The 25,455-nt window shown below is 62.1% G+C and carries 23 protein-coding genes; 14 read left to right on the forward strand and 9 right to left on the reverse strand.

The window, feature by feature from the left end:
- The first annotated feature begins 1 nt into the window (after nt 1).
- The 13 genes from ASD70_RS12975 (at nt 2) to ASD70_RS13035 (ending at nt 14,604) form a co-directional block, all read left to right on the forward strand.
- On the forward strand, nt 2–1,972 hold the full coding sequence (locus tag ASD70_RS12975) for a MacB family efflux pump subunit (protein WP_046068760.1): 1,971 nt from the start codon (nt 2–4) through the stop codon (nt 1,970–1,972).
- Nucleotides 1,965–3,377, forward strand: coding sequence for an efflux transporter outer membrane subunit (locus ASD70_RS12980; RefSeq protein ID WP_056846638.1), 1,413 nt, complete (start codon nt 1,965–1,967; stop codon nt 3,375–3,377). The genes ASD70_RS12975 and ASD70_RS12980 overlap by 8 nt, the downstream gene beginning before the upstream one ends.
- A 107-nt stretch (nt 3,378–3,484) precedes the next feature.
- Nucleotides 3,485–4,231, forward strand: coding sequence for a hypothetical protein (locus ASD70_RS12985; RefSeq protein ID WP_056846639.1), 747 nt, complete (start codon nt 3,485–3,487; stop codon nt 4,229–4,231).
- A gap of 108 nt (nt 4,232–4,339) precedes the next feature.
- Nucleotides 4,340–5,107: a FadR/GntR family transcriptional regulator gene (locus ASD70_RS12990; RefSeq protein ID WP_056846640.1), complete on the forward strand. Its 768-nt coding sequence runs from the start codon at nt 4,340–4,342 to the stop codon at nt 5,105–5,107.
- A 161-nt stretch (nt 5,108–5,268) separates the two neighbouring features.
- On the forward strand, nt 5,269–6,471 hold the full coding sequence (locus ASD70_RS12995) for an ABC transporter substrate-binding protein (RefSeq protein ID WP_046068764.1): 1,203 nt from the start codon (nt 5,269–5,271) through the stop codon (nt 6,469–6,471).
- A gap of 56 nt (nt 6,472–6,527) precedes the next feature.
- Nucleotides 6,528–7,388: a branched-chain amino acid ABC transporter permease gene (locus ASD70_RS13000; protein ID WP_003215751.1), complete on the forward strand. Its 861-nt coding sequence runs from the start codon at nt 6,528–6,530 to the stop codon at nt 7,386–7,388.
- 1 nt (nt 7,389) lies between these two features.
- A complete protein-coding gene (locus ASD70_RS13005) occupies nt 7,390–8,400 on the forward strand; it encodes a branched-chain amino acid ABC transporter permease (protein ID WP_046068765.1) in 1,011 nt (336 codons plus the stop codon).
- On the forward strand, nt 8,397–9,146 hold the full coding sequence (locus ASD70_RS13010; RefSeq protein ID WP_056846641.1) for an ABC transporter ATP-binding protein: 750 nt from the start codon (nt 8,397–8,399) through the stop codon (nt 9,144–9,146). The genes ASD70_RS13005 and ASD70_RS13010 overlap by 4 nt, the downstream gene beginning before the upstream one ends.
- The gene (locus ASD70_RS13015; RefSeq protein WP_056846642.1) at nt 9,146–9,841 is read left to right on the forward strand and encodes an ABC transporter ATP-binding protein; all 696 of its coding nucleotides are present in this window, start codon (nt 9,146–9,148) and stop codon (nt 9,839–9,841) included. Before ASD70_RS13010 ends, ASD70_RS13015 begins: the two co-directional genes overlap by 1 nt.
- 13 nt (nt 9,842–9,854) lie before the next feature.
- The gene (locus ASD70_RS13020) at nt 9,855–11,123 is read left to right on the forward strand and encodes a Zn-dependent hydrolase (protein WP_056846643.1); all 1,269 of its coding nucleotides are present in this window, start codon (nt 9,855–9,857) and stop codon (nt 11,121–11,123) included.
- Entirely contained in the window at nt 11,120–12,523 is a 1,404-nt protein-coding gene (locus tag ASD70_RS13025; RefSeq protein WP_056846644.1) for an amidase, read from the forward strand. The genes ASD70_RS13020 and ASD70_RS13025 overlap by 4 nt, the downstream gene beginning before the upstream one ends.
- 154 nt (nt 12,524–12,677) lie before the next feature.
- Nucleotides 12,678–13,541, forward strand: coding sequence for a LysR family transcriptional regulator (locus tag ASD70_RS13030; protein ID WP_046068770.1), 864 nt, complete (start codon nt 12,678–12,680; stop codon nt 13,539–13,541).
- A gap of 58 nt (nt 13,542–13,599) precedes the next feature.
- Nucleotides 13,600–14,604 carry a LacI family DNA-binding transcriptional regulator gene (locus ASD70_RS13035; protein WP_056846645.1) on the forward strand — a complete coding sequence of 335 codons (1,005 nt, stop codon included), beginning with the start codon at nt 13,600–13,602 and terminating at the stop codon, nt 14,602–14,604.
- Here the strand turns inward: ASD70_RS13035 and ASD70_RS13040 are convergent.
- The 6 genes from ASD70_RS13040 to ASD70_RS13065 form a co-directional block, all read right to left on the reverse strand.
- Nucleotides 14,601–15,326 (reverse strand): SDR family oxidoreductase, encoded by a 726-nt coding sequence (locus ASD70_RS13040; protein WP_046068772.1) that lies wholly within the window; start codon nt 15,324–15,326, stop codon nt 14,601–14,603. The two genes, ASD70_RS13035 and ASD70_RS13040, sit on opposite strands and share 4 nt — an antisense overlap.
- 76 nt (nt 15,327–15,402) lie before the next feature.
- The gene (locus ASD70_RS13045) at nt 15,403–16,935 is read right to left on the reverse strand and encodes an FGGY-family carbohydrate kinase (protein ID WP_056846646.1); all 1,533 of its coding nucleotides are present in this window, start codon (nt 16,933–16,935) and stop codon (nt 15,403–15,405) included.
- A gap of 4 nt (nt 16,936–16,939) precedes the next feature.
- Nucleotides 16,940–18,031 (reverse strand): alcohol dehydrogenase catalytic domain-containing protein, encoded by a 1,092-nt coding sequence (locus tag ASD70_RS13050; RefSeq protein WP_046068774.1) that lies wholly within the window; start codon nt 18,029–18,031, stop codon nt 16,940–16,942.
- A 27-nt stretch (nt 18,032–18,058) separates the two neighbouring features.
- Entirely contained in the window at nt 18,059–19,051 is a 993-nt protein-coding gene (locus ASD70_RS13055) for an ABC transporter permease (protein ID WP_046068775.1), read from the reverse strand.
- A complete protein-coding gene (locus ASD70_RS13060; RefSeq protein ID WP_056846647.1) occupies nt 19,017–20,525 on the reverse strand; it encodes a sugar ABC transporter ATP-binding protein in 1,509 nt (502 codons plus the stop codon). Before ASD70_RS13060 ends, ASD70_RS13055 begins: the two co-directional genes overlap by 35 nt.
- Before the next feature lie 62 nt (nt 20,526–20,587).
- Entirely contained in the window at nt 20,588–21,508 is a 921-nt protein-coding gene (locus tag ASD70_RS13065; protein ID WP_046068777.1) for a substrate-binding domain-containing protein, read from the reverse strand.
- Nucleotides 21,509–21,811: 303 nt separating this feature from the next.
- On the opposite strand from ASD70_RS13065, the gene ASD70_RS13070 reads away from it, so the two are divergent.
- On the forward strand, nt 21,812–22,513 hold the full coding sequence (locus ASD70_RS13070; RefSeq protein ID WP_056846648.1) for a sterol desaturase family protein: 702 nt from the start codon (nt 21,812–21,814) through the stop codon (nt 22,511–22,513).
- A gap of 5 nt (nt 22,514–22,518) precedes the next feature.
- On the opposite strand, the gene ASD70_RS13075 is transcribed toward ASD70_RS13070, so the two are convergent.
- The 3 genes from ASD70_RS13075 to ASD70_RS13085 all read right to left on the reverse strand — a co-directional run bounded on the left by ASD70_RS13075 (nt 22,519) and on the right by ASD70_RS13085 (nt 25,451).
- Nucleotides 22,519–23,964 carry a hypothetical protein gene (locus ASD70_RS13075; RefSeq protein WP_056846649.1) on the reverse strand — a complete coding sequence of 482 codons (1,446 nt, stop codon included), beginning with the start codon at nt 23,962–23,964 and terminating at the stop codon, nt 22,519–22,521.
- Nucleotides 23,965–24,099: 135 nt separating this feature from the next.
- Nucleotides 24,100–24,456, reverse strand: a complete 357-nt coding sequence (locus tag ASD70_RS13080; RefSeq protein ID WP_046068780.1) for a hypothetical protein — start codon at nt 24,454–24,456, stop codon at nt 24,100–24,102.
- 2 nt (nt 24,457–24,458) lie between these two features.
- Nucleotides 24,459–25,451 (reverse strand): hypothetical protein, encoded by a 993-nt coding sequence (locus ASD70_RS13085; RefSeq protein WP_056846650.1) that lies wholly within the window; start codon nt 25,449–25,451, stop codon nt 24,459–24,461.
- Between the last annotated feature and the right edge of the window lie 4 nt (nt 25,452–25,455).

Consider the following 25,455-nt stretch of genomic DNA (forward strand, 5'->3'; position numbering starts at 1 on the left):
CGTGGCCACGCCGCTGATCGAACTCAAGCACATCTGCAAATCCTACGGCGGCGGCGACAGCCCGCAGGTCGACGTGTTGCGCGGCATCGACCTGTCGATCCATGCCGGGGAATTCGTCGCCATTGTCGGTGCCTCCGGTTCCGGCAAGTCGACGCTGATGAATATCCTTGGCTGCCTCGACCGCCCGACCGAAGGCGACTACCTGTTCGCCGGGGAAAACGTCGCCCACCTGGGCAGCGACGAGCTGGCCTGGCTGCGCCGTGAAGCCTTCGGGTTTGTGTTCCAGGGCTACCATTTGATTCCCTCAGGCTCGGCCCAGGAAAACGTCGAGATGCCGGCGATCTATGCCGGCATCAGCGCTGCTCAACGGCATGCCCGCGCCAACGCCCTGCTCACCCGCCTGGGGCTGGCTGAACGCACCGGCAATCGCCCGCACCAGCTTTCCGGCGGGCAACAGCAACGGGTATCCATCGCCCGCGCCCTGATGAACGGCGGCCATATCATCCTCGCCGACGAACCCACCGGCGCCCTCGATAGCCACAGCGGCGCCGAGGTCATGACCCTGCTCGACGAACTGGCGGGCCAGGGCCATGTGGTCATCCTGATCACCCACGACCGCGAAGTGGCGGCGCGGGCCAACCGTATCATCGAGATTCGCGACGGCCAGATCATCAGCGACTCGGCCGACACCTGCACGGTCAAGCCAGCCCTGGCGGCCGGCGCCCTGCATGCCGTGGACCTGCGCCAGCGCCTGGCCGACGGCGCCGAGCACAACGGCGCATGGAAGGCCGAGTTGCTGGACGCGGTGCAGGCCGCCTGGCGAGTGATGTGGATCAACCGCTTCCGCACCGCCCTGACCTTGCTGGGGATCATCATCGGCGTGGCGTCGGTGGTGGTGATGCTGGCAGTGGGTGAAGGCAGCAAACGCCAGGTCATGGCGCAGATGGGCGCGTTCGGCTCCAATATCATCTACCTCAGCGGCTCTTCGCCCAACCCGCGTACGCCACTGGGTATCGTGACCCTCAAGGATGTCGAGGCCCTGGCGGCGTTGCCCCAGGTCAAGCGCATCATGCCGGTCAACGGCGCCGAAGCCGGCGTGCGCTTCGCCAATGTCGACTACATGGCCTACGTGGGTGGCAACGACACCAACTTCCCGCACATCTTCAACTGGCCAGTGGTCGAGGGTAGCTACTTCACCGAGGCCGATGAACGGGCTGCCGCAACGGTCGCAGTAATCGGCGCGCGTGTTCGTCAAAAACTGTTCAAGGACGTGTCCAACCCTATCGGCCAATACATTCTGATCGAGAATGTGCCGTTCCAAGTGGTGGGCGTGTTCGCGGAAAAAGGCTCCAGCTCCGGCAACAAGGACAGTGACGATCGTGTCGCCATTCCCTACAGCGCCGCCAGTGTCCGTCTGTTCGGCAGCTACAACCCCGAATACGTGGCGATTGCCACCACCGATGCACGCAAGGTGCATGAAGCCGAAGTGGCGATCGACCAACTGATGTTGAAGCTGCACAACGGCAAGCGCGACTACGAGCTGACCAACAACGCCGCGATGATCCAGGCCGAAGCGCGGACCCAGAACTCACTGTCGTTGATGCTCGGCTCGATTGCCGCGATTTCCCTGCTGGTAGGCGGTATCGGCGTGATGAACATCATGTTGATGACCGTGCGTGAGCGCACCCGTGAAATCGGAATTCGCATGGCCACCGGGGCTCGCCAGCGCGACATCCTGCGCCAATTTCTCACCGAGGCAGTGCTGCTCTCGGTGGTCGGCGGCCTATTCGGTATCGCCCTGGCGTTGCTGGTGGGCGGCGTGCTGGTGCTGGCCGAGGTGGCAGTACAGTTTTCCCTGGTGGCAGTGTTCGGTGCGTTTGGCTGTGCACTGGTCACCGGCGTCGTATTCGGCTTTATGCCGGCCCGTAAAGCTGCCCGGCTCGATCCGGTAAAGGCGTTGACCAGTGAATAATCGATCCATTCCCGCGCAGCTGTCAGCGCTCAGCCTATGCCTGCTGCTCAGTGCCTGTAACGGCAACCGGCCGATACTCGACAGCGGCATCGCCCCGCCCGCCGCCTGGCAATACGCCGAACGCGAGGCGACCCAGGCCACCAACCAGCGCTGGTGGACGCAGTTTGGCAGCCCGGCGTTGAACCGCCTGATCGACCAGGCCCGGCGCGACAGTTTCGACGTGGCTGCCGCCATGGCCCGGGTGCGGCAGGCCCAGGCCACGGCAGTGATCGCTGGCGCGCCATTGTTGCCGGAGGTGAAATTCAACCTCGCCAGCAGTCACCAGAGGCTGCTGCGCGGCCAGGGCGGGCCTGACCTGGACGCCTCGCAAAGCGATGAAACGGTGAATAATTTCGGCGCCAACTTCAGCGCCAGCTATGAAGTGGACTTCTGGGGCGGCCGCGCTGCCGCCCGCGACAGCGCGCTGTACAGCCTGCGCGCCAGTGAGTCGGACCAGGCCACGGTGGAGCTGACCTTGCTCAGCAACGTGGCCGACCGCTATGCGCAAACCCTGGCCGCGCAGCAACGCCAACACATTGCCGAACTCAACCTGGCCAATGCGCGCAACGTTCTCGGCCTGGTGCAGACCCGCTACGACGCAGGCTCTGCCACCGCCCTGGAGCTGGCCCAGCAGAGGAGCCTGGTGGCCAGCCAGCAACGGCAATTGCCGCTGATCCAACAGGTGGCCGAAGAGGCGCGGATCACCCTCGCCGCCCTCCTCGGCCAGCCGGTGCAGGCCCTCGACCTGGGCCATGAAGCCTTCCAGACACTTACCTGGCCGGCGATCGGCCCGGGTGTGCCCAGCCAACTGCTGAGCCGGCGCCCCGACCTGGCCAAGGCCGAAGCCGAGCTGGCCGCTGCCCAGGCGGATGTCAGCGTGGCCCGCGCCGCCATGCTGCCCGCCGTGACCCTCGGCGCCACGCTCGGCTCCGACGCCTACAAGGCTGGGCAAATCCTGCGTAGCCCCTACTACACCCTGACCGCCGGCCTGGTCGCACCCATTTTCAACAACGGCCGTTTAAGCGCCGAGCGCGACAAGGCCCGGGCACGTCAGGATGAGCTGCTGCAAACCTACCGCGGGGCGATCATCAATGGCTTTGCCGATGTAGAGAAAGGCCTGAGCAGCATCACCCGCCTGGACCAACAACGCCAATGGCAGACCCAAGAGTTGCAACAGGCGCAGACGGCCTTCCAGATTGCGCAAAGCCGCTATGAGGCCGGGGCCGAGGACTTGCTCACGGTGCTGGAGACCCAACGCACCCTGTACGCCGCCCAAGACTTGAACGTGCAATTACGCCTGTCGCGCATGCAAGCCAGCATCGCCCTGTACAAGGCATTAGGGGGGGGTTGGAACACCGAAAGCTGATAAACAAACTCTCATTTCATACACGAGCTGTTTCTTCACCTTACATTTTCCAACCCAAGGTCCTTGGTAAAAAAGCCGTTATCACACGGCTGCCCGGGACCTCTTTGATGAAACCCAGCGTTTTCGTAAAAAGCCTGGCCTGCATCTGCTGCTGGCTGATACCCAACCTGGCGCTGGCCGAGCCCTTGATTGCCCCTACTGCAATCGACTGGCTGCTGGACTGCCCCCTGCCCACGACGGCGCGCCTGGACCCAGAGGTCGTAGAACGCACCCAATGCGGCCTGGTCAGCGTACCCCGCGACCATGCCGCTCCCGAGCGCGGCCGTATACGCCTGAGCGTAACCCGCGTCGGCGCACGGCAACCGCTCGACCGCGAAGGTGTGGTGTTTATCCAGGCCGGCGAGCCCTCTCCGGCCAGGGAAGCGCCTTTCGCCCTGCATCTGGCCAGCCGCTGGGAATCCCTTGCCACCCGCGCCTATCGCACATTGGTTGACCGTTATGACGTCATCGAACTGAGCGCCCGCGACCTACGGCAGATGAATGCGGTCGAGCAAGCCGCACGGGACATGGAGTTTGTACGTGTGCAACTCGGCGAGGCACGCCTCAACTACCTGGGCAACGCCACCGCCGCCCGCCTCGGCAGCCGCTACGGCACGCTGTATCCCGAACGCGTGGCGCGCATGGTGCTGATCAATGTCGAGCCTGGCGAACCTATCGCCATGGGCGTCGAGCAACTCCTGCTCAAGGAGTCGAACGCCGATGGCTGTGTCAGCCGCTGGCTGGGGGATTTCCTCGCCTTTGGTAAACAACCACCGCCGTCCGCCCGTTGCCTCGACCTCGGCACCTGGCGTTGATCAGCACATTTACGACCTGTTGCCACCGAAAACGACACCCTGCGTTGACGCTCAAGCCCAATCGTTATTAAGTGCTATTTATCCGCATTAATACGATAAATAGCACCCATGCTGACTCGTCCGCTGCGCCGCAAACGCCAGAAGCTTTCCGATGTGATTGTCGAATCGGTCAAGCGCTCCATCGTCACCGATGCCTTGAAGCCCGGCGACCGCCTGCCCACCGAGCGCGAGCTGATGGAGAGTTTCCAGTGCTCCAAGGGCTCGGCCCGTGAAGCGCTCAAGGCGCTGGAGGTCGAGGGCCTGGTGAGTACGCGCACCGGCCCCAGTGGTGGCGCCTATCTGAACCAGGCCGGCACCGAGCCGGCCAGCCGTGCCTTGCGCAACTACCTGCACTTCCAGCATCTGGATGGCGAGCAGGTCTATCAATTGCGCAAGGTCATCGAAGTGGAACTGGCGGTGTCAGTACTCGGGCGCTTGAGCGAAAACGACTATCAAGCCCTGCAAGCCAACGTGGATTTCTGCAGCGCCCCCGAAGACAGCGAAGCCGGCCAGCGCGAACAGCGCCTGGCGGAACTGGAATTCCACAACCTGCTGGCCAGGGCCTGCCCCAACCCGCTGCTGAGCTTTATGGCGCAGTTTCTCAACGACCTGCTGCGCGACCTGGTGGTGCTGAAAAAAGCCTACAAGCCCAAGCGCAAGCAGTTCGACGCGGCCAACCTGGACTATCACAAGCAATTGTTGATTGCCTTTCGTGCAGGGGATGAGGGCGCGGTGCGCAGCTTGATGCATGAACATATGTGCGACGCCGAACACCACATGACCGCCCTTGAAGGCCAGGTCAGCCCACACTTCCTTCTGGAGTTCGATCACTCTTAAGTACACCGACAATCCAATGTGGGAGGGGGCTTGCCCCCTCCCACACTTTACCGAGTTCACCCGCTGAATCGAGTTATCCCATAAAAAGCCTGCCCACAGGCCCTTGCACCACCGTATCGCCCTTGCCGCTCCTGCCAATAACTAAACCAGGGAGTCACCCCATGCAGCGTCGTACGTTATTGAAAGCCAGCCTCACCGCGGCCGCCGCCCTCAGCTTGCCGCTGAGCGTGCGTTCGGCATTCGCCGCCCAGCCCTTTACCTTTTACGGCCTCAAGTCCATGTCTGGTGCCTTTGCCAGCTATGGCAAATTTGCCGACATGGGTTCGCGCCTGGCAGTGGACCAGCACCCCGAGCTGCTCGGGCGCCCGCTGAACTACAAGGTCATCGACACCGAAGGCAACGCCGGCAAGGCGGTGCGCAAGGTGCAGGAGGCGATCCAGCAAGACGGCGCGCGATTCTTCCAGGGTTGCACCTTGTCATCCTCCGCCCTGGCGGTGGCCAAGGAAGTCGACAAGGTCGGCGGCGTGTTCATGACCCCGGTGGGCGCCGATGAAGTCACCGGTAAAGACTGCAACAAGGCGACCTTCCGCTGGTCGGTGCCCACCTACGGCGCGATCCGCGAAACCATGGTGCCGCTGATCAAGCTGCTGCCGGACGCCAAGCGCTGGTACACCATCACCCCGCAATATGTATTCGGCGAAGCCTTGCTCGAAGGCGCCAGAAACGTGCTCAAGGAGCACGGCCTGGAACACGTCGGCAACAGCTATCACTCGCTGCAGGAGCAGGAGTTCTCCGGCTACCTGACCAACGCCATTTCCACCCGGCCCGATGTGCTGGTGCTGCTCAACTTCGGCAGCCAGTCGTCCAACACCCTGCGCCAGGCGGTGAACTTCGGCATCAAGGAGCGCATGAAGGTACTGCTGGTGTGGTCGGCCGGCCTCGATCAGTTCCAGGAACTGGGCAGCGATGTGCTCGAAGGCGTGTACCTCGGCGCGCAGTACTGGCACCAGGTCGACACCCCGCTCAACCGTGAACTGGTCAAGCTGACCCAGGCCAAATACGGGATCAACCCCACCTACCCGCTGGCCGCCGACTACATCAGTACCAAGGTCATGCTCGATACCATCATTGCCACCGGCAGCTTCGACGGTGCAACCGTGGCCAAGGCCATGCAGGGCTTGAGCTACGAAGGCCCGACCGGCAAAGAGTCGATCCGTGCCGGCGACCATCAGGTGATCAAGGATTACTACCTGCTGGTCGGCAAGGCCAGCGGCGACATGGCCGACAAGGACGACCTGGCCAAAGTGCTCAGCGCCGGCCAGTCGTTCCCTGCGGTCGAGGCGACGGGCTGCTCGCTCGGCTGATCCCCTGAATATGTAGCGCAGGGCCGCGTAAGCGGCGTCCTGCCGAGGGTTCCTGCATGCTTAATCTTTACCTGTTCCAGATCCTCAACGGCCTTGGGCTGGGGATGATCTATTTCCTGATTGCGGTCGGGCTGACGATCATTTTCGGCCTGCTCAACTTCGTCAACTTTGCCCACGGCGCGTTCTTCCTGCTGGGGGCCTACATCTGTTACACCGCCGTGAGCCTCACCGGCAGCTTCTGGCTGGCGCTGCTGATCGCGCCGCTGGTGGTCGCCGCGCTGGCCTGGGTGATCGAGCGCTTGCTGATCCAACGGATCTACCACTTGCCGCACATGTTTCAGATCCTGGTGACCCTGGGCATCGCACTGATCATCCAGGAAGCCAGCGTGATGATCTGGGGCCCGGTGGGCAAGAGCGTCGCCGTACCGGAACTGCTGCGCGGCGTGCTGGTGGTGGGGGATTTCGTCTACCCCTACTACCGCCTGTTCCTCATCGTGTTTTCCGGGCTGGTTGGCCTGGGCCTGTGGCTGCTGCTGGAACGCACGCGCTTCGGCGCCCTGGTGCGCGCCGGCAGTGAGAGCACCGAAACCGTGTCGCTGTTGGGCACCAACATCTTCCGCCTGTTCTCCATGACCTTTGCCCTCGGCGTGGCCCTGGCCGGCGTCGCCGGCGTGCTGTTCGCACCGTTGCGCGGCGCCCAGCCCTTTGTCGGCCCGGAGATTCTCGGGGTGGCGTTCGTGGTGGTGGTGATCGGCGGCATGGGTTCCTTCAGCGGTGCGCTGGTCGGCGGTTTGCTGGTGGGCGTGGTGCAAAGCCTGATGACCACACTCTGGCCCCAGGGTGCGAGCTTGATGATCTACGGCGCGATGGCCGTGGTGATTCTAGTGCGCCCTTACGGCCTGTTCGGGAGAGCCTGAAATGAGCGAGAAAAATCCCCTGCCGTTTGCCAAGACGCAATCCAAAGCCATGCTGCTTTGGGTATTGGCGGTGCTGGTCGGCCTGCCGTTGCTATTGCCCTCGGCGACCCTGGCCACCGAGATCCTGATCTTTGCCATGGCTGCCCTGGCGTGCAACCTGCTGCTGGGCTACACCGGGCTGTTGTCGTTCGGCCAAGGCATCTTCTTTGGCGCCGGTGCCTATTGCGCAGCACTGCTGATGATTCACCTGCAACTGGGGTTGTTCACCGCACTGCTGGGTGCCGCCATCGCCGGCGGTTTCCTGGCGTTGCTGGTGGGCGCCCTGGCGATTCGTCGCACCGGCATCTACTTCGTGATGCTGACCTTGGCGTTCAGCCAGATGGCCTACTTCGTCGCCTACACCTTGAGCGATTGGACCGGCGGCGACAACGGCCTGCTCAGCGTGCCGCGCCCGGAAATCCGTATCGGTGACACCGTGCTGTTATCGCTGGCCGACGCTCGGGCCTTCTATGGTTTTGTCGCGGTGCTGTTCCTGCTGATCTTTATCGGCGCACGCCGGGTGATCGCTTCGCCGTTCGGCAGCACGCTGATGGCGATCCGCGAAAACGAAACCCGCGCCTCGGCCATCGGCTACGACACGCGGCACTTCAAGATCCTGGTGTTCGTGCTGTCCGGCGCGGTCACCGGGATTGCCGGAGCGCTGTACGCCATGTTGCTGCATTTTGTGCCGCTGTCGAACATCGACCTGGCGATGTCCGAAAACATCCTGATCATGACCATTGTCGGCGGCACGGGCTCGCTGTTCGGCTCCCTGCTCGGCGCCGGCTCCATCGTGCTGCTGGGGGATTTTCTCTCCGACCTGTGGCCGCGCTGGCTGATGCTGCTGGGGGTGATCCTGATCCTGGTGGTGATCTTCATGCGCGGTGGTTTGTGGGGCGGCCTGGCGTCGCTGTTCGAGAAGGTGCGCGGCAGCCGCAAACCCGCCGTCGTCACCAAGGAGCAAGAGCTATGAGCATCCTGCTGGAAACCCGGAACCTGGAACTGGCCTACGGCGCGTTCCATGCAGTCAATGGCGTCAACCTCAAGGTCGAGGCCGGCACCATCCACACCATCATCGGCCCCAACGGCGCCGGCAAGACCAGCCTGTTCCACTGCCTGACCGGCGAACGCCAGGCCACCGCCGGAGCAATGCATTTCGACGGCAAGAACCTGATGCGCAAACCGGCCCACGCCCGTGTCGGCCTGGGCATGGCGCGCTCGTTCCAACTCACCAGCCTGTTCCAGAACCTCAGCGTGCGCGAAAACCTGCGCCTGGCCGCCCAGGGCCGTGACGGTGCGCGCGCCCTGAATTTCTGGCGCCGTGTGGACAGCAAGCGCGAACACCTGGAGATGGCCGACCAGGTGCTGGAGCGCCTGCAACTCACCGCCCGTGCCGACACCCTGGCCGGCGAGTTGTCCCACGGCCAGCAGCGGGTACTGGAAGTGGGCATGTCGATCTGTTCCAAACCGAAACTGCTGATGCTCGACGAGCCCACATCGGGAATGGGCATCGACGACATCCCGATCATGACCCAACTGATCAGCGACCTGGGCCGCGACCACACGGTGCTGCTGATCGAACACAACATGAGCATCGTCATGTCCATCAGCCAACGCATCACGGTGATGAGCCACGGCCAGATCCTGGTGGAAGGCACGCCGGATTTCGTGCGAGCCGATGAGCGTGTGCGTACTGCGTACCTTGGGGAGGCCGCCTGATGCTGATCGTCGAGAATATCCATTCCTACTACGACAAGAGCCATGTGCTGGAGGGCGTGTCATTGACCGTCAACCCTGGCGAACTGGTGACCCTGCTGGGTCGCAATGGTGCCGGCAAGACCACCACTTTGCGCAGCATCCTGGGCATCATCTGCCCGCGCCAGGGCCAGATTCACTTCAACGGCCAGGCGCTGGTGGGGCAGAAGATCTTTGAAATCGCACGCAAGGGCTTGGCGCTGGTGCCGGAGAACCGTGGGATTTTCCGTCTGCTGACCGTTGAGGAAAACCTGCGCATCGCCGCCCGCAAGAACAGCCGCTGGCAGTTGGAAGACGTCTACGCCATGTTCCCGCGCCTCAAGGAGCGGCGCAAAAACGCCGGCCATGCGTTGTCCGGTGGCGAACAACAGATGCTCGCCATCGCCCGTGCCCTGCTGAACGATCCCAAGCTGCTGATCCTCGACGAACCCACCGAGGGCCTGGCCCCGGTGATTGTCGACGAGCTGGTGAAGATCCTGCGCAAGGTCAAGGACGACGGCCTGCCGGTGCTGCTGGTGGAACAGAACCTGATGGTCTGCGACAAGCTCGCCGACCGCCATTACGTACTCGAACAGGGCCGCGTGGTGTACGAGGGCAGCGCCGCTGACTTCCGTGCCGACCCGTCGATCAAGAACCGCTATCTGGCCCTGAGTGCCTGACCGGAGAATGCCCATGAATAGTTTTGCGCAACCGCTCCAGAGCAACGCCCCGCTGATCAACCGCGACCGCCTGTGGCAATCGCTGATGGACCTGGCCCGACTCGGCGCCACCGCCAAGGGTGGCGTGTGCCGCCTGGCCCTCACCGATCTGGACCGCCAGGCCCGTAACCTGTTTGTGCAGTGGTGCGAAGCGGCCGGGTGCAGCGTCACTGTCGACGCCATCGGCAATATCTTTGCGCGTCGTGCCGGACGCAACCCCGCCCTGCCCCCGGTGATGACCGGCAGCCACATCGACACTCAACCCACCGGCGGCAAGTTCGACGGTTGCTACGGGGTGATGGCCGGACTGGAAGTGATCCGTACCTTGAATGACTTGCAGATCGAGACCCAAGCACCAATTGAAGTGGTGGTGTGGACCAACGAAGAAGGCTCGCGCTTCCCGCCGTGCATGATGGGTTCCGGGGTATTTGCCGGGAAGTTCGACTTGCAGGACACCCTCGACAAACTCGACGACCAGGGCCTTTCGGTGGGCGCCGAATTACAGCGCATCGGCTATGCCGGTTCGCGCGCAGTGCTGGGCCACCCGGTGGGTGCGTACTTCGAAGCGCATATCGAGCAGGGCCCGGTACTGGAAGACCAGGCCACCACTATCGGCGTGGTTATGGGCTGCCTGGGCCAGAAGTGGTTCGACCTGACCCTCACCGGCGTCGAAGCCCACGCCGGCCCCACCCCGATGCACCTGCGCAAGGACGCCCTGGTCGGCGCCGCCGAGGTGGTCAGCGCAGTCAACCGTATCGCCCATCAGCAACAACCCCATGCCTGCGGCACCGTTGGTTGCCTGAGCCTGCACCCCGGTTCGCGCAATGTGATTCCCGGCCAGGTGCAGATGACCATCGACTTGCGCCACCTGCATGCCGACAAATTGCAAGCCATGGTCGATGAAGTGCGCGGCGTGATCGAAACCACGGCCGCCCGCCACGGCTTGACCTTTGAGCTGACGCCCACCGCCGACTTCCCGCCGCTGGACTTCCACCCGACCTGCGTCAATGCCGTGCGCGAGGCTGCGAGCGCCTTGGGCTTGAGCCATATGGACATCGTCAGCGGCGCTGGGCATGACGCGATTTTCGTCGCCGAACTGGGCCCGGCCGGGATGATCTTTGTGCCGTGCGAAGGTGGCATCAGCCATAACGAAATCGAAAACGCCACACCGGATGACCTGGCGGCAGGTTGCGCAGTGTTGCTGCGGGCCATGGTCAATGCGGCACAGGGGGATCTGGCATGAGTGAGATTGGCCAACTGACAGCGGTGCAACTGCTGCAGCATTTTCGCGACAAAAGCTTGTCACCGGTGGAGGTCACCGAAGATGCGTTGCTGCGCATCGAGCGCTACAACCCGGTGGTGAACGCTTACTGCCATGTGGACCCGCAAGGCGCATTGAACGCGGCGCGTGCCTCGGAACAACGCTGGTTAAAAGGTGCCCCTTGCGGCGCCCTGGACGGCGTGCCGGCGTCGATCAAAGACCTGACCCTGACCCTCGGCATGCCTACGCGCAAGGGCTCGCGCACCTCATCCGCCGAGGGACCGTGGGATGTGGACGCGCCCTTCTCGCACTTCATGCGCAAGGCCGGCGCGGTGCTGCTGGGCAAGACCACCACCCCCGAGTTCGGTTGGAAAGGCGTCACCGACAACCCGATGTACGGCATCACCCGCAACCCGTGGGACACCCGCACCACGGCGGGCGGTTCCTCCGGTGGCGCCGGTGCGGCAGCGGCGCTGAACCTGGGTGTGCTGCACCAGGGCAGCGATGCCGGCGGCTCGATCCGCATCCCCTGTGCCTTCACCGGCACTTTCGGGATCAAGCCGACCTTCGGTTATGTGCCGCAGTGGCCGGCCAGCTCCATGACCATCCTGTCGCACCTGGGGCCCATGACCCGCACGGTGGAAGACAGCGTGCTGATGTTGCAAACCGTGGCACAAATGGATGTGCGCGATGGCCTGATCGGGGCGCCAAGGACCACGCCCTGGCTCACCCCAGGGGCGGATCTGAAGGGCTTGCGCGTGGCTTATAGCCCCTCGTTCGGCTATGTGGATGTCGACCCGCAAGTCGCCAAGGTCGTCGCCCAGGCGGTGGAGGGCCTGGTGCAATTGGGCGCCCATGTCGAGCAGATCGACCCGGGTTTCAGCGACCCGCTTGAGGTGTTCAGCACCCTTTGGGCCGCCGGCGCCGCACGCCTGACCAGTTCCATGAGCGACGCGCAAAAGCAACTGTTGGACCCGGGGCTGCTGCGTATTGCGCAACGGGGCGAGCATCTGAGCCTGGATGACTTCAACGTCGCCTTGGAAGCGCGCGCCGCACTGGTTGCGCGCATGGCGGCGTTCCATGAGCACTACGACGTGCTGGTGTCGCCGATGATGCCGATTACCGCGTTCGAAGCCGGGCACAACGTACCGCCGGGTTCGGGGATGAACGAATGGATGGAATGGACGCCGTTTACCTACCCCTTCAACCTGACCCAGCAACCAGCGGCGTCGGTGCCCTGTGGATTGGCGGCGAATGGGCTGCCGGTGGGGCTGCATGTGGTGGGCGCACGGTTTGCCGATGAGCAGGTGTTGAGGGTTTGCCACGCGTATGCAAAGGCATTCCCTACCGAGCATTTGGCAGCACCTGAAACCCTGAGCTGAAATTCAGTTGAACCGGTGGGAGGGGGCTTGCTCCCGATGGCGGCGAGTCAGTCACCGCTGCATTTGCTGAAACTCCCTCATCGGGAGCAAGCCCCCTCCCACAGTTTTACCGCATTCCACTACAATGCCCTCCATTCATCTTCCGGGGGGCTTCATGGACATCGAACTGGCACGCACCTTCCTGGAAATCACGCGCTGCGGCAGCCTGGCCGCAGCGGCCGAGAAACTGCACGTCACCCAGACCGCCATCACCGCCCGGGTGAAGAACCTGGAGAGCCAGCTGGGCAGCACGCTGTTTATCCGCAACCGTGCCGGTGCGCGCCTGACCGCCGATGGCGAAGCCTTTGTGGTGTACGCCAACCAGCTGCTGCAAACCTGGGAGGCTGCACGCCGTGATCTGCCGTTGCCCGATGGCTATCGCAATGTGCTGCATATCGGCGGTGAGGTGAGCCTGTGCAACCCGTTGATGCTCGGCTGGGCTCAGGCGCTGCGCGAACATATCCCCGGGCATGCCCTGCGCACCGAAATCCGCGAGGGTGAACACCTTCTGCGCCAATTGGAACTGGGTGTGCTCGACGCAGCGCTGGTGTTCCAGCCGCAATACTGGCCGGGCTTGCAAGTGGAGCAAGTGCTGGAAGAAAAACTGATCCTGGTGCAACTGGCGAGCAAACCCGAGCCCTACGTATATATCGACTGGGGCCAGGGTTTTCGCCAGCAACATGACGCCGCCCTGCCCGACAAGGCCCGCGCCGCGCTGAGCTTCAACCTCGGGCCGTTGGCGTTGCAGTACATCCTGGAAAATGGCGGTGCCGGCTACTTCCGTACGCGGGTGGTGCAAAGCTACCTGGACAGCGGCGTGATGCAGCGGGTGGCCAAGGCCCCGGAATTCAGTTTCCCTACCTATCTTGTGTATTCACGGGCGCGGGACTCGGCGGTGCTGCAACAGGCATTGGCGCTGCTGCGCGAAGTGGTCAAGGCTGAAAGTGACTGGTCGCAACGCTGGGATCCGCTGATTTGAAGCACCGGATGCCGCCGCGCATGCTAGCCTGCGGGTGTGTCCTTTTGCAGCCTTACCGATGAACAAGAAAAAGTCCGTCACCATCAGCGACATCGCCAAACGCGTCGGCATGACCACCATCACGGTGTCCCGGGCGCTGAGCAAACCCGACCTGGTCAAACCCGCCACCCTGGCGCGCATCCTAGAGGTAGCGCGGGAGCTGGACTATGTGCCCAACGCCTTCGCCCGTGGGCTCAAGCGCAGTGAGAGCCTGATCATCGGGGTGATTACCGCGTCGGTGGACAACCCGTTCTACAGCGAGATGATCAAGGCGATTTCCCGCGAGGCGAAAAAGCACGGCTACACCATCATGCTGGTGGACACCGATGAGCTGGAGGAACTCGAGAGCAAAGCGGTGGATACCCTGCTGGGCTACCGCGTGGCGGGGATCATCCTGTCGCCGGTCTCCGATGAACCGAGCTACCAGCCCGATTACCTGGAACGCCTGGGCAATGGCAAGACCCCGGTGGTGCTGCTTGATCGCACGATCCACGACAGCCCGTTCAGCCGCGTGGTGCTGGACAACTACCACAGCGGCCTGCAAGCAGCACACTACCTGCTGCGCCAGACCCCGAACTTCAGGCGCCTGCTGGTGCTGACCGGCCCCGAGCATTCGCGTATCACGGTGGAGCGCCTCAAGGGCCTGCGCGAAGTGCTGGCCGAACACCCGCACATTCAGGTCGAGGTGCAGGCCGGCGACTACACCTTGATGCCGGCGTATTTGCACACCCTCGACTACCTGGCCACCCACTCGGCGCCGGAAGCGATCATGGGTTTCAACCAGTTGATTACCCTGGGAGCCTTGCGCGCATTGCGCATGCACGACATCCCCCACGACAGCCTGACCATCTGCGGTATCGACCGCCTGCCCTTCGCCGATATCTTTGGCGTGCCCATCGCCTGCGTGGCCCACGATGCCTCCCTGGCCGGCAGCAGCGCGGTACGCCTGCTGCTCGACCGGCTGGAAGATCCCTACAAGCCACGGGACAAGGTTGTGATCGCCGGGCAATTGGAAAACGGCTAGCGGCTGGTGTAGCCACCGTCGATAGGCAAACTCACGCCGCTGATCATGCTCGCCGCATCGCTCAGCAGGAACAGCACCGGCAACGCCACTTCCGCCGGTTGCGCAAAACGCCCCAGGGGGATCGCCGCCAACGCCGGGTCGCGCTTGGCCGGGTCGGACCAGGCCATGCTTGCCATCGGCGTCAGCGTCACGGTGGGGTTGACGCTGTTGACGCGCAGGCCAAACCGCCCCCATTCGGCGCATTGCACACGGGTGATTGCATCCAGGGCCGCCTTGGAGGCGCAGTAGCCGAGATGGTCATCCAACGCCACCAACGACGCCTGGCTGGACACATTGACGATACGGCCGGCGATGTCCGCCGCGATCATCTTGGCCGCGACACGGCTGGCCACCTGGGCGGCAGCACGAGCGTTGACGTGCATCACCTGGTCGAAGGCGTCTGCGCTGATGGCAGCGGCGGGCTCCAGGCGCGAGATGCCGGCGCAATTGACCAGGCCGTGCAGGGGCGGCAGGTCTTGCAGCACTTTATCGAGGGCCGCGCTGTCCGCAATGTCCACACAGAGGGAGTGGCAGCCCAGTTCGGCCAAGGCTTGGGCGTCGCGGCCGAGGGCAAAGACTTCGGCGCCGCTGGCAATCAACTGCCGGGCGATTTCCCGGCCGATACCGCTGCTGGCGCCGGTGACGAGGATGCGGTGGTGGGTGAAGTTGAAGACTGCGTTCATAGATAAAAATCTCAAGAACAATGAAGATCCACTGTGGGAGAGAGCTTGTCCCCTCCCACATTTTTTCTGTGTTGAATCAGGTAACTTGCAGGTTGTGCATGATCGGTTTCAGCGCCGGGTATAGCTTCAGGTACTCGGCAAACGCTTGATCATAGGCCAGGACATTCTCGCGCTTGGGCTGCGCCCGTTGCTCCAGTTTCACCCAGCCCGTGTCCATGGCTTCATCACTCACCAACCCCACCGTATGCGCCGCCAATAACGCCGCGCCCAGGGCCGCTTCAACCTCTTGAACAATGGTGTAGACGGGGTAGCGAGTGACATCCGCAATAATCTGCATCCACAGGTCCGAATGGCTCGCCCCGCCCACTACAATCAAGCGCGGATCCAGGGAGTGTGCGCCCTGGGTGCCCGCTTCGATATTGTGGCGCAGGGCAAAACTCACCCCTTCCAGCACTGCGCGATACAGGTGGATGCGGCTGTGATACAGGTTGAGCCCGACAAAACTGCCGCTGGCGCGGTCGTCCCATACCGGGCTGCGCTCACCCATCAGGTACGGCAGGAACAACAGGCCTTCACTGCCCGCCGGAATCTTCGTCGCGCTCTGCTCCAGCAGCACCAGGCTGTCTCGCCCCGTCGCCTGGGCCTGTTGCTCTTCGGCCTGGCAGAACTGCTCGCGAAACCAGCTGACCGAGGCCCCGGCGGTGATCGCGCCGCCGAAGATGTACAGGTCGCGGTGACCGTTGTAGACATGGGGCATGCTGACCAAGCCATGGCGGGCATCCACCTGCTGGTTGAGGTAACCCCAGCACATGCTGGTGCCGATCATTGCCACATGATTGCCCGGCTGGGTGACGCCTGCGGCCAGGGTGGCCATGGCCGCGTCCACACCGCCGGCAAGGATCGGCATGCCCGCCTGCAAACCCAGGCGCGCCGCCCAGTCCGGCAACAGCCCACCCACCACCTCGCCGGAATACAACAGGCGCTCGGGCATCATGGCCAGGGGGATTTCCAGCGCCGCGAGCATCTCTTCGGACCAGCCGCGTTGGGCCACGTCATATACCCCGCCGATATTGCCGGCGCTGCTGTGGTCCACCGCCAGCTCACCGGTCAGGCACCAGTTGATATAGCTGTTGGGCGGCAACAGGTAGCGGGTGTTCGCCCACGCCTGCGGCTGATGCTGCTTGAGCCAGAGCATCTTGGTGAAGCCGTAGTAGCTGTCCACCGAGTTGCCGGTCACCGCAAACAGCCGGTCCAGGTCCACGTGCTCACGCACCCACTCGACCTGCTCGCCGGCGCGGCGATCCATCCAGATCAGGCACGGGTGCAGCGGCGTCATCTGTGCATCCACGGCAATCCCCGAGCCGCCGTACAGGCTGCTGATGCACAGCGCCTTGACCTGCTGCGCCGGCACGTCGGCCTTGGTCATGCACTGGGCCACGCACGCCTCGACTGCATCCAGCCACACCTGCGGCCATTGCTCGGCCCAGCGCACTTTCGGGGTATCCACGCGATAGCCCTGGCTGTGCTGGGCGATGATCGTGCCCTGGGCATCCACCAACAGCGCCTTGGTGCTCTGGGTGCCGATGTCGACACCCATGACGTAGTGCATGCCGTTACTCATGGGCGGGCAGCACCGGCTTCAACAGCACCTTGATCGACTTGGTGGAGTTGGCCAGCTCGAAGGCTTCGGCGAAGTCGTCCAGCGGGAAATCATGGGTGACAATGCCTTTGGAGGTGACCAGGCCGCGTTCGAACAGATCGATGGCGATCGGGTAGCAATACGGCCCAAGGTGCGCACCACGCACGTCGAGTTCCTTGCGGTCGCCGATGATCGACCAGTCGACGCTGGTCTCGGCGCCAAATACACTGAACTCGACGAAGCGCCCGAGCTTGCGGATCAGGTCCAGGCCTTGAGTGACGCCGGCCGGTACGCCGGTGGTTTCGATGTAGACGTCACAGCCGTAGTTGTCAGTGAGGCCGTTGATGATCTCGCGAGCATTGTCACGGGCCGGGTTGATCACCACATCGGCGCCGAATTTTTTCGCCAGTTCCAGGCGCTCGTCGACCATGTCGATCACCACCAGTTTTTTCGGGGTCTTCAGCGCCGCCACCTGGACCATGCACAGGCCGAGGGTGCCCGCGCCGGCAATCACCACCACGTCGTCGAGCTGGATATCGCCACGGTTGACGGTATGGATCGAGCAGGCCATCGGCTCCACCAGCGCCGAATCCTCCAGGGACACTGCCTCGGGAATCCTGTGCACGATGGCAGTCTTGGGGATGCGCATGTACTGGGCCATGCCGCCTTCGGCCACTTCGCGCTGGAAGCCGAAGATGTTGTGCACTTCGCACATCCAGTATTTGCCCGATTTGCAGAAGCGGCACTTGGCACAGGGCACGATCTGTTCGGCGATGACCTTGTCACCGACCTTGACCTCAAAGTGCTCCTCGGCGCCCTCGCCCGCTTCCACCACGTAGCCGAAAAATTCGTGGCCGGGCACCACCGGCGCCTTGACCCAGGGGTTGTCGCCACCCCAGAACATCGCCGCGCCCGAGTGGCACTTGCAGTCGCTGGCGCAGATGCCACAGGCGGCGATGCGGATCACCAGCTCATTGGCGCGGGCCTGGGGCTTGCCGATGCGTTCCAGGCGGTAGTCTTTCGGGCCGTGGCAGACGACGGCTTGCATGTGGGTGTGCTTGTCCATGGTGTTCAGTCCTGTGTGATGAGGTATTTATCGATGGCGCTGACGGCTGATAAAGATCGCCAGCAAAATGATCCCGCCCTTGATCACGCTCTGCACGTAAGGCGATACGCCAAGCATGTTCAAGCCGTTGTTCAACACGCCCAGCAGCATGGCGCCGAGCAAGGTACCGACGATCACCCCGCGTCCGCCGGCAATCGACGCGCCGCCAAGCACCACGGCGGCAATCGCATCCAGCTCAAACGACACGCCGGCATTCGGCTGGCCGCTCATCAGGCGCGAGGTGAGCACCAACCCGGCAATCGCCGCGGTGAAGCCGCTGATGCCATACACCAGCAGCTTGAAGCGCGCTGCGCGCACCCCGGACAAACGCACTGCTTCTTCATTGCCACCGATGGCGTAGATGTAGCGGCCGATGCGCGTGTGTTGCAGCAGCACATAGGCCGCCAGGTAAGTGAGCAGCATGATCAGGATCGGCACCTGCATGCCGAACACACTGGCGCGACCGAAAAAGGCAAACCACTCCGGCAACCCGGAAATCGGGTAACCGTCGGTGTACATCAGCCCGAACCCACGGGCGATGCCCATGGTCGCCAGGGTGACAATGATCGGCGGCATGTGCAGGTAAGCCACGAACAAGCCGTTGCCGATGCCGAACGCCACGCCCACCAGCAACCCGGCGCCAATCGCCAGGCCGGGAGGCACACCCGCGACCATCAGCCCGGCAGTCAAGGTGCCGGACAGCGCCATCACCGGCCCCACCGACAAATCGATGCCACCGGTGAGAATCACGCAGGTCATGCCCACCGCGATAATCGCGTTGATCGACACCTGGCGGGCGATGTTGGACAGGTTGCTGGTGGTAAGAAACGTGTCGCTGGCAAGGATCATCACCAGGGTCACCACCACCAGCCCGACAAACGGATAAAACGCCGGCGAGCGCAGCAGCCGCGCCAGGTTCAGGCGCAAGCGGCTGGTGCCTGCGGTGTTAATGGACGTATTCACTTGAGCCCCCTGTTGCATGGCGCATGACCTCTTGAGGATTGACGGCGGACCCTTCCAGCACCTTGACGATCGCGCCCTTGTGGAACACCGCGACGCGGTCGCACATGCCGATGACTTCGGGCAGTTCGGAGGAAATCATGATGATGGCGTAGCCCTGTTCGGTGAGGCTGCGCATCAAGGCGTAGATCTGCGCCTTGGCGCCGACGTCGATACCGCGTGTGGGTTCGTCGAACACCAGCACATCGCAGTGGTGGTTGATCCAGCGGGCGATCACGACTTTTTGCTGGTTGCCGCCGCTGAGGTTAAGCACCCGGCTTTCGCCGCTGGGCGCCTTGATCGACAGCTGGCGCATCAGCGCTTCGACGCTGGCGCATTCCTTGGCCGTGTCGATCAGCCCGCTGGCGTTCTGGTACTTGGGCAGGTTGTTCAGGGAGATGTTTTCGCGAATGCTGAAATCGGTGATCAGCCCTTCGCTCTTGCGGCTTTCCGGCAGCAGGCCGATGCCATGGGCGAGTGCCTCGGCCGGGTCATTGAGGCTGATTTTTTCGCCGCGCAGCCACACCTCTTTGCTCACCGACGCCAGCGCGCCCATCATGCCCAGGGCCAGTTCGGTGCGGCCCGAGCCCACCAGCCCGGCGAAGCCGAGGATCTCGCCCTTGTGCAGTTGAAAGCTGTTATGCGGGCCGTTGCGTACCAACTGGATGTCCTTGACCTCCAGTAACAGCGGGCCGCGCTCGCCGGTGGGCTTGGGTGGGAAACTGCATGCCAGGCGCCGCCCCACCATCATCTCCACCAGGCGGTCGATATCGCTGTCGGCCACATCGGTAACGCCCACATTGCCGCCGTCGCGCAACACGCTGATGCGGTCGCACACCTGGAAAATCTCCTCCAGGTGGTGCGAGATAAAAATCACCGCCACGCCCTGGCGCTTGAGTTCGCGCATGATCTCGAACAGCAGCTCGGCTTCGCTGGGGGTCAGGGTTGCGGTCGGTTCATCGAGTACCAGCAAGCGCGCATCCAGAGCCAGGGCCTTGGCGATTTCGACGAACTGCTGCTCAGCTACGCTCAGGTGCTTGACCGCGCAATGCAGGTCGATGCTCACCCCAAGGCGCTGGAACAACGCCTGCGCCGCCACGGCCATCTCGCGCTTGCGCAACAGGCCGAAACGGTTGCTCAACTCATGGCCGAGGAAGATGTTTTCTACGGCTGTGAGGTAGGGAATCAGGCTGAATTCCTGGAACACGATGCCGATACCGGCGGCAATCGCGTCACGGTAAGTCGCAAATTGCCGGGCCTGGCCATCGATGAGGATCTGCCCTTCGTCCTGATGCTCGACACCGCCGAGGATCTTCATCAGGGTGGATTTACCCGCGCCGTTTTCCCCAAGCAAGGCGTGGATTTCGCCGCGCTCCACTTGCAGGTTGATCGACTTGAGGGCCTGCACGCCCGGGTACCGCTTACAGATGTTTTCCAGCTTCAGAAGACTGCTCATACCGCCGACCTCGCGTTCAGAAGGTTTGCCTGGCCCCACGGCGAGCGCGGGGCTTGAGGGGTTTACCAGCTGAAATCCTTGGCCTTGGCCTGGTCGATCAGGGTGATGTCCACTGGAATGGTGGCGGGTACTTGCGAGCCCCACTTCTTGGCCAGGGCAATGCCCAAAGCCAGGCGGATCTGGTCACGGGGGTATTGGGCCGAGGTGGCGATGAAATGACTGCCGGGCTTCTGGATCGCCTTGATCGCTTCCGGCGCGCCATCGACGCTGACCAGTTTCACATCCATGCCGCTGGCTTCGATGGCCGAGAGTGCACCGAGGGAGCCGTTGTCATTGACGCTGAAAATGCCCTTGAGGGTGGGCTGGGCCTGCAACATGTTTTCGGTGACGGTCAGCGCCTGGTCACGTTCCTGCTTGCCATTCTGGATGCTCACGATCTTGATGTCCGGGTGCTTGGCCACCGCCTCTTTGCAACCGCGCACACGTTCGAGGATCGGCACCACGGCAATGCCGTCGAGGATGGCGATATTGCCTTTGTCACCGATGTTTTTCGCCAGGTATTCACACGCCTGGAAGCCGGCGTCGAAGTTCTTCGAGCCGACGAACGAATCCAGCGGGCCGTCCGCCTGGGCGTCCACCGCCACCACCACGACGCCCGCGGCATGGGCCGACTTCACGGCCGATTGCACACCGACCGAATCGGTAGGGTTGATCAGCAGAATATCGATGCCTTTTTGCAGCATGTCTTCGACATCACTGACCTGCTTGGACACGTCGTGGCGAGCGTCGGTAATGATGAGCTTTGCACCGATGGTCGCGCCGGCTTCTTCCAGGGCGTTTTTCATGGTGACGAAATAGGGGTTATTGATTTCCTGGAACGACGCACCGATGCGGATGGGCGCAGGTGACGTGGCGGCAAATGCCTGAGTGCCGAGGGTGATGCCGGCAGCCAGTAAACACAGGGTCTTCGGGAGCATTTTCATGGCGTGGGTCTCTGTTTTGTTTTTATTTTTAGAGCAAATGTTATCGTTAACATTTCGCCAGAAACTAACAAGTAAATCGGACCTGCGCAAGCCTCCACTGGTCGGTCTTGATCAAAATGTGGGAGGGGGCTTGCCCCCGATAGCTGTGGGTCAGTCACTGATGTATCACTCAGATTCCGCCATCGGGGGCAAGCCCCCTCCCACATTGGCTCGCCGTCACTGGCGCAAATCCCCAGCAAAAACTCGCACATTGCGCCCCATCCACTAAGCTCAGTCCCTGACAAAAAGACCGAGCAGCCCACCATGCCCCACCCCACCGAAACCTTCCGCGCCCACTACCGCACCAACGTGCACCGCCACTACAACCCCTGGCTGCACGCCATGTTCGTCCTCGGCTACGGCATCGCCTGCATGACCCTGGCCTGGTCCGCCACCGCCGACATCACCGCGCTAGAGTGGCTGACCGTGCCCTTGACCCTGGTGTTCTTCAACCTGTGCATCTACCTCGTTCACCGCCACCTCGGCCATCACAAACATGGGTTCGCTCGGCTGTTCTACGCACGCCACACCGGCGACCACCACAGCTTCTTCACCCCTGGGCACATGACCTACGACAGCCCCCGGGACTGGCGCGTCATTCTGTTCCCCGCCTGGCTGATTGTGCTGCACAGCCTGGTCATCACCCTCCCCGCCTGGTGGCTGCTCAAGCAATTGAGCCCCAACGTCGCCGGGCTGTTTGCCGGGTGCATGATCCTCGGCTACCTGCTCTACGAAGTGTTCCACGCCTGCGAACACTTGCCCGCTGAACACGCGGTGGCGCGTCTGCCATGGATTCGCCAGATGCACCGCCTGCACGCCCTGCACCACCGTCGCGAGCTGATGCAGGGGCGTAATTTCAATATCGTGCTGCCGTTGATGGACTATCTGTTTGGCACTTTGCATTGGGAACCCACGGTAAAAAAAAGGGGCAGTCCAACTGGACTGCCCCCCGCTTCACACACATAGATCAATCAGTGCACGATGGTCTGGCTGCAGATGTGGCCGAGGCTGACGTATTGGACGTTATTGCCACCCACGCCCACACCAGGGAACTCCCTGAGCTCGATGCGCCAGCCGCCCTCGTTGAACCAGGTTTCCCAGTTGTAGGTCTGGCCCGAGGCGCTGTCCGGGTACCGCACTTTGTAGTCGCCAGAGCAGGTGCCCAGCGCGACATTCCCCGAGGCTGCACCGGTGATGCCGGTCTTGGCCTCATAGTCGACCCAGTTGTAAGTGGCGCCAAAATGCTTGTCGACACGCAGTACAGGGGTGACGCCGCGCAGGGGCTCGCCAGTGCTGTCTGACCACTGGGTGCTCCAGCTCAGATTGCGGGCCGCCTGGGTGGCCAGTTGGAAGATCGAGCTGGGGATGCGTACCACGTTATCGCCGTTCACATTGTGCTGGTTCAGGCGTGGCGCCGAACCGAGGGTCAGCTTGTATTGAGCCTGAGGGTTCAGTGCCACCGCTGGATTGGCCCGTACACGCACCTTGACCGTGTAGCCCGGCGTCAGGTTGGGATAGGTGGAGGTGGAGCCCTGCGGGACTTCCACCCACTTGGTGCCATCGAACCGTTCGAAGATCCACTGGTTACGCGTGCCCGCACCGTCATCGCCCAGGAACATGCCCACACCTTGGCCACGCAACGAGACGAAGGAGAAGTAATCCACGTCATTGACGCTGTCGAGGTTACCAGTCACCTGGTTCAAGGCATCCGGCAGCGCGAACGCGGTTTGCTCGGTGTCGTTGGGCTCGTAGGCATCAATGTTGCTGTCCACCGCCACGCCGAAACTGAACTGCGCGTTACTCGCGGTATTGGCCACCATGAACCAGTAGTAGTCACCGGCCGGCAACACGCCGTTGAGGTATTCATCGGCACTGCCAGGGTTATCAGAAGTGCCCAGTGGCGTCAGGTTACCCTGGCCGTCGTCGTGGAACAGGGTCAACGACATGTCCGTACCGGCGCTCTGGTTCAGCAGTTGCACCTGGATTCGCGAGTTTTTCGGCAGGTTGAAGTGGTAAGCGATTTGCGCGCCGGTCTCTACCCCGGTGAGGGTGTAGAGGGTATTGATATCCAGGGTCGGAAACAGCGGCGTGAATTCAGCGATCGCAGCCTGTTTCATTTGCGCCGGGTCAGGTTTTTGCAGCTCGCTGATCTTGGTGTCAACCGCCACATTGCTGGCCACTGGTTTGCTCTTGACGACCTTGGTCTGCCCCGCCTTGGCCGCATTGAGCTTTTGCTTGAGTGCATCCGACAGGCTGTTTTTTTCCAACGTACCGCCGGGTTTCAACGCTTTATCCACGGCCTGTTTGACCGTCTGCGCACTGAGTTTCAGCGGGGCTTGCTCGGCCAGGGCGAAGGCCGAAACGAAGCAGGAGGCCGCCATGGCCGCGCCCAGCATAAAGGCTTTTTTCGATTTCATTTTTTATCCATCCATAGTTAAAAAATTGAAGCTCAGGTAACCGGTGACATCCGGTCACCTGGGATGGACTGTAGGACAATGCTGTATGGATGTACAGTATTTTTTTATAATGTGAGCTCCAGGAATTCAGGTCCTCTAAAGCCAGGTGCACCAATAGCCCCAACTGATAGCCCAAATCATCGCAAGACGATAGGGCCAGACAGCCCAACGCTTGAGCGCTGACGGAATGGCGGCTAACTCTGCCTCAGTCATAAAGCCTTCTTTTACGGAGCGTTCTGGCTCGCGGAGGATATCAATCATCAGACACATACGATGAAACCTGATAAACCGCTGGTTTCGTCCCCAGCGTTGCTGATATTCACGGACCTGCACGTTTTCACTGAAGTAACCTTCCATCTCGTCGAGTTTTGTTCGTTCGACAAAAAGTATCAGTCCCAAAACCACAAACGTCCCGATAACCATCACAGCGGTATAGGCGAGAAAAAAATCCATGCTTAAGCCCCCCCTGGCTGGAATATCAAATCACCGTCGTTCTCTATGATTTTTCCACCCAGGAACGCCCCACCATCCCCGCCCTTCTTACCTCCTAGATACCCTGCCGTCGCGCCCCCAATGATTGCGCAGGCCAGAGCACCGGATCCTCTCGTCGCGACACCTAGAAAAATGTTGCATGCACGGCGTGTTAATTCAGCACCCAGCCCCCCTGCGCCAGCAGCCCCTACCACCCCACCCACCAACCTTCCCGTCTCCACATACTTCGCTCTTTTGCATTGCACCTCCCTTCCCGCCACACACGCCTCCTTGATTTCCAGACCCGCCACGCCCACATCCAACGCCATCCCAAGATACGTACCTTGCTTCAACCATTTCGACATCTGCGTAATTGTGTGAACCCGCTGCGCATACCCCGCAATCTCGCCTTGATGCAGATAGCTTTTGGTCGAGATCCCAAGCGTTCCCTTCAGCGATTGATTGCCACGCAACCCCGAGCCAAATCGTGCAGTCCCTTGCAGTTGCGAATGCAAAACGTCAAACATCCGTTGGCGTTGGCGTATAAACGTCTCTCTGTCCAGTCCACCGTCCTTCAATTGTCGATGCAATTGCTCGACTTCCTCCAAGGTGTTTGCGACCTCCCTCAGGTGTCGGCTCCAAGCCGATGTCGCACTGCCTATCCCAATCGAGCCATACCCCAGAATGCTCTGCGCCAGGTCATAATTTTTATTTCCAGCTCCATCGAGAGACATATTCTGGTCCAACTGGCGACTAATCTTTTCCGCATGGCGCATCAACCAGGCTTCTTCGATTGTGCAATGGGCACCGGACGCTTCTGGAACGATCACCAACTCACCCGGCCTCACCAATCCGTGGCTCAGGTGTTGGTTCAGCACATCGAAATGATCTCGGCCCTGCAACAAACCTGCATGCCACAGCTGTGATTTCAAAAATGCGTACGGTAAAGCCTGTTGATTGATGTAGCCGTACGCCATGTCC

The sequence above is a fragment of the Pseudomonas sp. Root569 genome (assembly GCF_001427465.1).
GTDB classification, from domain to species: Bacteria; Pseudomonadota; Gammaproteobacteria; order Pseudomonadales; family Pseudomonadaceae; genus Aquipseudomonas; species Aquipseudomonas synxantha.

Bases quoted from the DNA above. Each gene is read 5' to 3' on its own strand.
- ASD70_RS13030 (WP_046068770.1), top strand. From the start codon at position 12,678: ATGGACATCGAACTGGCACGCACCTTCCTGGAAATCACGCGCTGCGGC.
- ASD70_RS13040 (WP_046068772.1), bottom strand. From the start codon at position 15,326: ATGAACGCAGTCTTCAACTTCACCCACCACCGCATCCTCGTCACCGGC.
- ASD70_RS13050 (WP_046068774.1), bottom strand. From the start codon at position 18,031: ATGGACAAGCACACCCACATGCAAGCCGTCGTCTGCCACGGCCCGAAA.
- ASD70_RS13055 (WP_046068775.1), bottom strand. From the start codon at position 19,051: ATGCAACAGGGGGCTCAAGTGAATACGTCCATTAACACCGCAGGCACC.
- ASD70_RS13020 (WP_056846643.1), top strand. From the start codon at position 9,855: ATGAATAGTTTTGCGCAACCGCTCCAGAGCAACGCCCCGCTGATCAAC.
- ASD70_RS13015 (WP_056846642.1), top strand. From the start codon at position 9,146: ATGCTGATCGTCGAGAATATCCATTCCTACTACGACAAGAGCCATGTG.
- ASD70_RS12995 (WP_046068764.1), top strand. From the start codon at position 5,269: ATGCAGCGTCGTACGTTATTGAAAGCCAGCCTCACCGCGGCCGCCGCC.
- ASD70_RS13010 (WP_056846641.1), top strand. From the start codon at position 8,397: ATGAGCATCCTGCTGGAAACCCGGAACCTGGAACTGGCCTACGGCGCG.
- ASD70_RS13025 (WP_056846644.1), top strand. From the start codon at position 11,120: ATGAGTGAGATTGGCCAACTGACAGCGGTGCAACTGCTGCAGCATTTT.
- ASD70_RS13035 (WP_056846645.1), top strand. From the start codon at position 13,600: ATGAACAAGAAAAAGTCCGTCACCATCAGCGACATCGCCAAACGCGTC.
- ASD70_RS13000 (WP_003215751.1), top strand. From the start codon at position 6,528: ATGCTTAATCTTTACCTGTTCCAGATCCTCAACGGCCTTGGGCTGGGG.
- ASD70_RS13045 (WP_056846646.1), bottom strand. From the start codon at position 16,935: ATGCACTACGTCATGGGTGTCGACATCGGCACCCAGAGCACCAAGGCG.
- ASD70_RS12985 (WP_056846639.1), top strand. From the start codon at position 3,485: ATGAAACCCAGCGTTTTCGTAAAAAGCCTGGCCTGCATCTGCTGCTGG.
- ASD70_RS13070 (WP_056846648.1), top strand. From the start codon at position 21,812: ATGCCCCACCCCACCGAAACCTTCCGCGCCCACTACCGCACCAACGTG.
- ASD70_RS13085 (WP_056846650.1), bottom strand. From the start codon at position 25,451: ATGGCGTACGGCTACATCAATCAACAGGCTTTACCGTACGCATTTTTG.
- ASD70_RS12990 (WP_056846640.1), top strand. From the start codon at position 4,340: ATGCTGACTCGTCCGCTGCGCCGCAAACGCCAGAAGCTTTCCGATGTG.
- ASD70_RS13065 (WP_046068777.1), bottom strand. From the start codon at position 21,508: ATGAAAATGCTCCCGAAGACCCTGTGTTTACTGGCTGCCGGCATCACC.
- ASD70_RS13080 (WP_046068780.1), bottom strand. From the start codon at position 24,456: ATGGATTTTTTTCTCGCCTATACCGCTGTGATGGTTATCGGGACGTTT.
- ASD70_RS13005 (WP_046068765.1), top strand. From the start codon at position 7,390: ATGAGCGAGAAAAATCCCCTGCCGTTTGCCAAGACGCAATCCAAAGCC.
- ASD70_RS13060 (WP_056846647.1), bottom strand. From the start codon at position 20,525: ATGAGCAGTCTTCTGAAGCTGGAAAACATCTGTAAGCGGTACCCGGGC.
- ASD70_RS13075 (WP_056846649.1), bottom strand. From the start codon at position 23,964: ATGAAATCGAAAAAAGCCTTTATGCTGGGCGCGGCCATGGCGGCCTCC.